The sequence below is a fragment of the Occallatibacter gabretensis genome (assembly GCF_001449115.1).
Lineage (GTDB): Bacteria > Acidobacteriota > Terriglobia > Terriglobales > Acidobacteriaceae > Telmatobacter > Telmatobacter gabretensis.
Genome location: NZ_LAIJ01000007.1, coordinates 252,187 through 261,193, shown reverse-complemented (window position 1 = coordinate 261,193; position 9,007 = coordinate 252,187). Strand labels below are relative to the sequence as shown.

6 protein-coding genes are annotated in these 9,007 nt (G+C 54.4%); 2 read left to right on the top strand and 4 right to left on the bottom strand.

Going from position 1 to position 9,007, the window contains the following annotated elements; all coding sequences use genetic code 11:
• Nucleotides 1-471 precede the first annotated feature (471 nt).
• From VO84_RS05905 to VO84_RS05890, 4 genes are all read right to left on the bottom strand, one after another.
• Nucleotides 472-912 carry a sensor histidine kinase family protein gene (locus VO84_RS05905; protein ID WP_157439744.1) on the bottom strand — a complete coding sequence of 147 codons (441 nt, stop codon included), beginning with the start codon at nucleotides 910-912 and terminating at the stop codon, nucleotides 472-474.
• Nucleotides 913-969: 57 nt separating this feature from the next.
• Nucleotides 970-2,157, bottom strand: coding sequence for a histidine-type phosphatase (locus VO84_RS05900; protein ID WP_157439743.1), 1,188 nt, complete (start codon nucleotides 2,155-2,157; stop codon nucleotides 970-972).
• Between the two features lie 107 nt (nucleotides 2,158-2,264).
• The gene (locus VO84_RS05895) at nucleotides 2,265-3,290 is read right to left on the bottom strand and encodes a YncE family protein (RefSeq protein WP_058186380.1); all 1,026 of its coding nucleotides are present in this window, start codon (nucleotides 3,288-3,290) and stop codon (nucleotides 2,265-2,267) included.
• 140 nt (nucleotides 3,291-3,430) lie between these two features.
• Nucleotides 3,431-6,289, bottom strand: coding sequence for a TonB-dependent receptor (locus VO84_RS05890; protein WP_082661753.1), 2,859 nt, complete (start codon nucleotides 6,287-6,289; stop codon nucleotides 3,431-3,433).
• 311 nt (nucleotides 6,290-6,600) lie between these two features.
• Here VO84_RS05890 and VO84_RS05885 point away from each other — a divergent pair, with 311 nt between their 5' ends.
• Entirely contained in the window at nucleotides 6,601-7,350 is a 750-nt protein-coding gene (locus VO84_RS05885) for a response regulator transcription factor (RefSeq protein ID WP_058186377.1), read from the top strand.
• The gene (locus VO84_RS05880) at nucleotides 7,347-8,789 is read left to right on the top strand and encodes a sensor histidine kinase (RefSeq protein ID WP_058186375.1); all 1,443 of its coding nucleotides are present in this window, start codon (nucleotides 7,347-7,349) and stop codon (nucleotides 8,787-8,789) included. The genes VO84_RS05885 and VO84_RS05880 overlap by 4 nt, the downstream gene beginning before the upstream one ends.
• Nucleotides 8,790-9,007 lie beyond the last annotated feature (218 nt).

Genomic DNA, 9,007 nt, shown 5'->3' with positions numbered 1-9,007 from the left:
TTTCCTGCTGCGCTGCACGAGCTAACGGCTGCGATTGGACGGTCGTTATGGGCCTGGACGATTATCGCTCCCTGGTCCGCCGAACGCCAGCTAACGGAATTCGCAGTTGGGGAGTAGTTACACCCGATCGCGACCATGGTTTGTCCCTCTCCGCCGGTAGAATTCGGCGAGTCACTCATCAGGCGCAGGGTCTTGGCGGGAGTTGCCTTCTCACCATTGCAGTCCCGAGCACGCATGAGATCGCGGTTTTGACACGCGACGATCAATGACACCCTTCGCAGGCCCCGACTAAGACCTGATCTCCAAAGCACCCTGTGTGCCGGTTGTGTGCCGCATTGGAAGCTGGAGGTTCCGCTGTGATCGATGAATGAAAGGGCGTATGCGATTAGGTTTCTACTCAATCAACGTCAACCTCTGCCGTGGCAATCATGCTAAGTAATTGTAACTAAATGATTTCATTGGCGTTGATGGCTAACAACGGCCCCTCAGGCATTCAAAAATACTGGGAAAACCGCGAATTTCTAGGCATATCTGCCACTCTTCTGCACTGCGCTGCTTCATTCCCAGCAACTGCAGCGAAGATTTGACCATCGCCACGCCTGTCTTCAACTCATGAGTTGGGTCTCCTAAAAATCGCCTTTGCTGCTCGAAGGATCGTTTCAGACCTTCCAGAACTCGTTCCATCGCCCCCACAAGCGGTGCAAGTTCCCGAGTTGCTCGCGCATCTTTGGGTGGCAAAAAGATCCATGAGGTGACGGAAACCTTAGATGCGGAAGAAGCAAGTGAGCGCAGAGGTGCAAGGCCCCTGTTTAAGAGCCACAACATCACAATGGCAGTGCACGCAAGTACCAGCAGATTCGTGATAGCGTAAAAGCCCACGGTTTTCAGCACGGCTTCCCACACCCGTTTCACTGACGATCCGTAAAGATCGTCACATATCTGTGAACACCACCTCCTTTATCTCCAGGATCAATGATGCGTAGGCGTGCGATCTGTCGAAATTGTTGCGTGGACCAATGACTGGAAGGCACTCCAGTCGCATGATCCGTCCGCCCTACTACAACCGGGGACAAATACCGGGACTCTTTCGGGCGGGTTTTCCAAGGTCAATGGCGTGATATTTCGCATCTGATCAAGTGTCTGGGCGGTGTAGAAAAGCCGCACTGAGAATTTCGAAGTACCTCCATTTTGCCAAAGTTCAAACACCAGAGCGCCACCGGGCGGAGTGTCATCGCGTCTTCCATCGATGAGCCAAGACAGACCAAATGCTCCGCTGATGTTGGTGAGGTTGGTGTCGTGTCCTACTAGAATAAGCAAACGATCGGATTTTCTGCCAAGTGCGTCTGCTGTTGCTGTTTGGCTAACCGTCTGCTGCATCGACCCGAGAATTGCCCCGAGGATTGGTGCTGACTGAGCGCGGGCAATGTAGGGGGTCCAACGCTCTAAGTCTGCGCTTGCCGTGTGGAGTTGCATCAACGCTCGCAACTTGTTTTCATCGACTCGGCCCCATCCTACTTGGGGCATCCCGTCAGCATACTCCAACAAGAGATTCTCTACCATCGTCGCGGCTGTGCCCAATGGGCTGCGCAGATCCACCAGGTGATCAGCCTTTCCGGGAGCGACAGAAGAAGGGATATTAAATAACGACATCTTCGGAGCATCGATGCCCGCTAGCACTTCTTCGAGCTGTTGCAGTTGTAGTCGATACGCTTCTACTAATCCAGATGGGTTGTCCCCGATGCGCCCAGCCAATGCCGCGGTGGCAAGTTGTCTGTCAGGATGAACATCTCCCGCCGTAAGCGGATGAAATAGGGGATCCGGTGTGCCTTCAGCGAGCGCATGAATTATCAAATTACAACCCGGCATCAGGCCCGCAGCTATCGCTTTGCCGGTCTCTCGGGTGCGTTGATCTGAGTCCGTCAGGATCGTGATGCGTTCCGCATCCACGCATCCATCGTGCGAAAGCAAGCCCTGCTTCGCAAGCAATTCTCGATCATAAGCACCAAAGATGGCCATGAGTTTCGTGCCGCGTTCCGTGAGATAACCTGGCGGGACCGTCCAGACCGGCCAAGGTTGCGCGGAAAATTGATTCAATTGGTCAGCTTTGCCGGTTGGAGAACGCACGCCATGACGGGAGATGATAACGACAAACTTCAATTCGTCGGTAGGGTTAGCTTGAGCACTCGTCGGGCTCTGCCCGCGAAGTGCAGATGCGGCCGCAAGTACGAGAGCCGCAATGAGGAAGCGATTTAGGAGGCACGATTTCACTGGTTGCCTCGTGCGGATGCGATGGAATAGACCCGAATCTCCGCATCGTGACTGTCGATGCTGGGCACACCGACATAGAGCAGGGATTGCGATGGCGCAAAGAGCGCGGTCTTGGCGCCGGGTGCGGTGCGGACAACCCCCAGGAGCTGAAGTTTTTTAAGCGCATCAACCCGATATGCGTGTACCTCGCCCGCGCCACCGATGACATAGACGCGTCGCAACGCCGCATCGTAAAAGAGATCGTCTGCGCTGCCCACTGTGGCAACTCTGGAGGTTTCTTTTCCTGAATCGGCGTCGATGGCAAGGAGGACAGCTGGCTGGCGGCAGGCTACATAGATTGCATGGTGCTCGGCATCAAAGGCGAGAGGCACGTTGTCCGATGCGCCGGTCAGCTTCCAGTGGTTGCTGATCGCTTTGCCCGCACCATCGATTACTGCGACTTCACTGGAGGCCGCGATGTTGGCAAAGACGCGCTGCCCTTGAGGGTCGATCTCGAGCGCCTCAGGATGCGTGGCAACAGGAATGCTTGCAGCCAAGGTGAAGCCGGCTGTGTTCACAACGGCAATCTGCGCGGGGTTGGCGCTGTCACTGCCTCCGGTTCCAACGAAGAGCAGATGAGTGGCTTCGTTGTATACCATGTCGTCGGCGTCGTCGGAAAGTTTCAGCTTGCCGGCGAGTTCGAACTGCCCGCCGGGTTGGCTCTTATAAACGAAAAGCTGGGCCAGCGCTCCATCCGATATATACAGGCTGTTTGTGGAAGCGACCCACGCGAGGCCATGTGGCTTTCCCAGTCCTATGATGCTTTGCTGCACTTTTCCCGAAGTCAGATCGATTACTTCGACAGAGTGTTTGCCAGTTGCCGCAGCGAAGAGACGCTTGCCCTTAAGGTCGAGGGCGAAGTGATCAAACTTTCCCGTTACGCCAGGTAGGGTGATTGTTCGCTGCAACGTCAGCGGCTGTTGTGCGTTTGCAGGCCAGTTACTCAAAGTGGCGAGGGTAAGAGCAAGTGCGAATTTTTTCATAGGAGCTCCGGGGCTTTCGCACTCAAGTATGCACGGCTGCCCATCAGGGATTGGTTCTGCAGTTGATGGTTTACTTTCAGGATCTTCAGAGGCCGCAGAACAGGTGCGCTAAAAATTGCCTCCACGCACCTGTCTCTGTACTATTCGTGGTGTGGCGTCCAGCGCACTCCGCCTGAATAGGTTGGCTTATAGTACTCGCGCTGCACCATGTATTGCGGGCTGCCATTGTAGAAGCCGAAGGCCGCGTTGTTCATGTTCTCGCCAATGGCCATCACGGTGAATCCCTTACCAATGTAGTAAGTAATCTTCGAATCCACCTGCATATGCGGGTAGAAGTAGTTATCGCCGGCCGGCCCCTTGACGCCATAATCCACCGCGCCTGGTCCAGAGTTCTGGTATTGATATGCGTAGATATTGGCGCTGTTGTAGGACATACCCATACTCACCAATGCTCGTTTCGTTGCATACGAGGGACCGATGTTCCACGAGAACGGCGCCTGTCCAACAAGAGCGGGATTATCGGTGCGTCCGGTGAGGTTGTAGTTTCGTGAGCCGGTGTATGTGAAGTTGGCGTTGATGCGCGCTCCGCCGAGCACACCGGGAAGATAGTTCAGATGCTGCTGGTATGCGAGCTCGACTCCTTGCACATAGGCGTGGTCGCCGTTGACTTCCTGGAAGACGAGGTCGCCGGCGTAGGCCTGCGAGAGAGGTGAGCCAGTGGCAGGAATGATCGATTGCTGGCCATAGATAGGCTTCGTGATCTGCTTATAAAAGTAGCCTGCCTGAATCATTCCGATGGAGGGCAGATACCGCTCATAAAGGACGTCGTAGTCGTTGGCATGCTCGGCGACCAGCGCGGTATTGCCGATGTTGATCGTATAGGGCGTGGTGGACTGATCTTCCGTGATGTAAGGAACGAGCTGGTATGGATCGGGCCGCGAGATCCCGCGTCCGTAGACGGCACGAATGTCGGAGTCCCTGTCGATGGTGTAGCGGAGCTGCACGCTGGGCAGTGGATTGATGTAAGAGCCACTGCCGTATTGCGGCGTGGTGGAAATGTAGTTCCCGTTTGCGTCGTTCACAACGAGATAGCCGGTATTCGATGTGTTTGTGGCCTCTATGCGTAGCCCTGTCTGCAGATGAAAGCGTCCGAGCTGAATCGTGTTCATGATGTAACCGGCGGAAACGCGCTCCTGAAGGTTGTAGTTAGCGGCGTCGGACTGGAGGTGCGTTGTTCCTTCATCCAGCGTGAAATTGGCTGGGTTCTGCGCCAGATCGCCGGTAATCTTTGAGAACTCCGTAACGGGCCCCAGATGATAGCTTCCGCCATAGAAGTGATTGTTGGTGAACGTGCTCAGATACTGGCTCATCGCTGTGCCATTGTTGGAGTCGTACTCGGGGGAATACGCATCCTGGCCCTTGTGCTCGTTGCGGAACTGGCCGCCGAACTCGAAGGTGGAGAAGTGGCTGCCGAGGTGGTAGTTGATTCCTACGGCCGCGCTTGCCTGCAAGTTGAGCTGCGTGGCCTGCCCGAACGTCAAATCGATTGTGTCCAGGCCATATTGGGTTGGGTCAAAGATTGGATTTCCTGCTACATCACAGTCGTACTGAGGCCGGTACTGGCTGGGGCCCGGCACATACGAGCAATCCTTGCCAACACCGGTCTTGAATGCCGCGCCCGGATTGCCCGCAGCTCCGCCAAAACGCGAGTGCGCCGCGGCTATCTGGTACCTGAGATAGGAATGACTGAAGAGTTGATTGCCTCCAATGGCAAGATCGGCAATCTGCAGGTTCGGCCGGCGAATACTGGTGTGAAACGTGGTTTTGCCATTTGGTTTCTGCCCGACAGGATCGGAGTTTTCTGTCAACTGATAAGCATACTTCTGTCCGAAATCCCGGAAGTTTGAGAACAAGCCATGCATATATAGGTCGGAGTTTTCATTGAGCTTATAGTCCAGACTACCTGCCATTCCGTAGCGGGTGCGGTCGTATAGATATTGCTGAATATAAAGCTGATCAAAAGTGAAAGCGTTGTTTGGTCCGTCAAAGTTGGGCACAGGCTCCACATCGTCGATGGCGCGGCCGTTGTAGTCATAGCTGTAGCCAAGCATCAGTCCGAAACGCTTACCCTGCGCGGTTTTCTGGCCGAAGCGAAAGCCTGCCGATGAGTCGATCTGAAAGGCCTTGCGGCCATTTGCGATGGGCGTGTAGCCTTCCGTGCCCTCGACCATGAGTGTTGGCCGGTCCGACGTCGCCTGCTTGATGCGCAGGTCAACCGAGCCTCCGATGGCATCGCCATCCTGATTGGCCGAAAGTGTCTTGTTGATCGCAACCGAACCCACGAGGTCCGCCGGAATGGTATCGAGATCTACCTGCCTCACTTCTGGATCGGGGCCGGGCACAATCACGCCATCTATGGTGGTATTGCTCAGCCGAGGTTCGGTGCCACGAATCTGCACATACTGACCCTCGCCCTCATTGCGCTGCAGCGTTACGCCGGGCATGCGTCCTACCGCATCCGCGATGTTTGCATTGGGTAGGCTCTGAATCTGTGTGTCTGTCTGCACATTCAGAATGTTTTCCGACGTGCGCTGCTCGTTGACAGCTGCGGCATCGCCTTCAAGGGTAGCGGTTACCTCAATCTGTTGGTTGGCCGAGTTGACAGTCAGCGTTATATCGAGCGACGCCATCTGGCTAGCGGTCACCGTAACGGTTGTGATCGAAGTGGCAAAGCCTATATACGAGATGGTTACGGTGTAGGTTCCTGGTTTGACGTCGCGGATCAGGAAGCTTCCTTGCGCATCGGATGCCACGGTCAAGCCCGTCGGCTTTAACACAACCTGTGCGCCCTGCAGAACAGCTCCAGCTGAGTCCTTGACAGTGCCACTTACGCTGCCGTTGCTGCCAACGGGCCTTTTATCCACCTCCGTTGCTCCGGCGACGAAGGTGGCAAATAGTAAAACGAAAAGAATCAGTGGTACGCGTGTTCTAGCTGGCATAAACGCTCCTTGGAACTGCAGAGGGTTAATTGTGACAAAGGACAACACTTGCCTCTGTTCTGGTGATTACTGAGCGTTAGCATGTGCGGTAGCTATAAAGTGATGTTTACGGATCAATGAATTAGTTCTAAGGTTGCGACGGCGAAAAACCGCGGAGAGGGAATTGTGAATACTGCGTGAATCATTGAATGAAAAGCTCTAAGGTTGCCTACCATGCACTCGAATTCCTCTTCCTGATGTGTTGAAATTATTTCAACCGTGCCAGATGAATTTTGCAGCGTTCCTGAGATGCAGGAAGATCCGAAAAGCGTATGCGTATATTGGTCATCGAAGACGAACCCCGCATGTTGGAGCTATTACGCAAAGGACTCTACGAGCACGATTGCACCGTCATGACCGCCACCGATGGCGACACAGGCCTCGAAACCGCTGCTGCAGTGAAATTCGACGCCATCCTGCTTGACATCGGTCTGCCCCATCAAGATGGGTATGAGGTCATGCGCATACTCCGACAACGTGCCTGCACCGCGCGCGTTCTCATGCTTACCGCCCGCGACGCGGAAGACGATATCATCCGCGGCCTAGACCTCGGCGCGGACGATTATCTTACCAAGCCATTCTCATTCTCGGAGCTCATGGCCCGTCTTCAATCCATCACACGTCAAACGGGGTCCAATACAAATCCAAACGCAATTTCATCCATAAGCCAGGACCTTAACAGAAAAATCCACGCAGGGGATCTCGCGGTAGATCCCTACCGCCGAACTGCCACGCGCGGGGCTCGCCATATCGATCTCTCCCCGCTGGAATTCAAGCTCCTAGTCTCACTCATTCGCAGTGTTGGCCGTTGTGTCTCCAGACAAAATCTCATGAGGGATATCTGGGGCACAGACCCCGAAGTCGGCCCCGGAGCACTCGATGTGCTTGTAAACTCTCTGCGCGGCAAAGTTGACGCCCCCGATTCGCATAAGCTTATCCACACCGTTCGTCGCTCCGGCTACATCCTCGATTGTGCTCACCTCCAGCCAGCATCTGAGATTGGGAAAGTCATCCACCCATGAAATCACTCCCTATTCGCCTGCGCCTCTCGCTCTGGTACTTCACCCTTTTTGCCACGGCCGCGTGCCTGTTAAGCCTCGCCAGTTGGTGGATGCTCCGTCGCAGCGTAGATATCACTGAGTACAACGACCTCAAGGAGCGCGCTGAAGACATCGAGTTGCTGCTTGCACATGAAGACCCATCCCGCTCCCTCGATGAGCTCAGAAATGACTTCGCCGCCATTTACTCCATCAAAGACGACGGCAAATGGCTGCAAGTCATCGATCAGGATGGTAATTGGCTCTTCCGGTCCAAGCGCATGATTGCTGAGAATCCACCGCTGCCTATGCCGAGTCACCTTCCCGTCCAGGGAAGCACGTCGGAGTTTCATCAGGGCACGCGATATGTCCGCATTCTTGCCTATCCAATTTTCGTGCGAGGGAGAAAGTATTCGGTGCAGACGGGTATCGCGCTCAACAAGTCGATAGCTCTGTTAACAAGCTTTGGCGTCGACCTGTTAATGCTCACTCCGGCAGTTGTTTTACTGGCTGCGCTGGGTGGTTATTGGATGAGCAGGAAGGCGCTGAAGCCGGTGGCGATGCTTGCTGAGGAGGCTCGCCGAATCAATGACCGGAATCTCGATACGCGCCTGTTAGTACCAGATGCCAGGGATGAAATATCCGATCTTTCCGGGACGCTCAACCAGATGCTTGAGCGAATAGACAAAGCATTCGCAAGTGTACGCGCTTTTACCGGGAATGCTTCCCATGAGTTGCGTACTCCGATCAGTCTTTTGCGCACAGAAATTGAAGTCGCCCTCTTTCGCCCCCGCGAAGGAGAAGAATATCGCGCAACGCTGTCGCATTTGCATCAAGAGACCATCCGGATGACTAACCTGGTTGAGAACCTGTTGTCTTTGGCGCGCGCCGACGGAGGAACGGAGACATTGTCCCTCGTGCCAATCGAATTAAATGCTTTTTTTGAGAGGATTGAACAAACATGGAAGCAAGCCATGCAACTTGCGCAGATCAGGTTTCGTATTGAAATTCATGCCGACAACTTCTTCGTGCTGGGAGATCCGGCGAGTATTGCCCGGCTTTTGTCGATTCTTCTAGAGAATGCCGCTAAATTTACACCGCCTGGCGGATTAGTGGTGCTGAAGGCAGCTGTTCTTGGTGAAAAAGTGGTTCTCTCTGTCCATGACACTGGGATTGGCATCTCAGTCGGCGACATCCCTAAAATTTTTGACCGCTTCTATCGCGGCGCGCAAACAGATGTACAGATTTCGCGCGGTTCCGGATTAGGCCTTGCGTTAGGAAAATGGATCGCCGACCGGCACGGTACTGAACTGGCTGTGGAGAGCAACCTTGGCGAGGGAAGTTGCTTTTCATTTCTACTCGAGCGAACCACCGCAGTAGTTCCCGCGCTAGCTGACCTACGCCAAGTCCTCAACCTTTCATAACGAGAATTCTTCCTCTTTCGCTTCTGCCGGTCCCGAAATTCAAGCTTCGTCGCCGCCCTCCACCTTATCAACGGCAGCGCTCCGGATCGATCGCAGACCAAGTGCGACAGCGCTCCTCCAGAAACTTTGGCAAGAGAGTCCAGAACAGATGAGCAGCTCTTCAAGAGTGGGGAACATCAACGTAGCAATGTAGAAATGGGCAGGAATGAAATTTCGGC

What these genes read in the sequence shown, in the direction of transcription:
- VO84_RS05890 (WP_082661753.1), bottom strand. Translation starts at nt 6,289, where the DNA reads ATGCCAGCTAGAACACGCGTACCACTGATTCTTTTCGTTTTACTATTT.
- VO84_RS05880 (WP_058186375.1), top strand. Translation starts at nt 7,347, where the DNA reads ATGAAATCACTCCCTATTCGCCTGCGCCTCTCGCTCTGGTACTTCACC.
- VO84_RS05885 (WP_058186377.1), top strand. Translation starts at nt 6,601, where the DNA reads ATGCGTATATTGGTCATCGAAGACGAACCCCGCATGTTGGAGCTATTA.
- VO84_RS05895 (WP_058186380.1), bottom strand. Translation starts at nt 3,290, where the DNA reads ATGAAAAAATTCGCACTTGCTCTTACCCTCGCCACTTTGAGTAACTGG.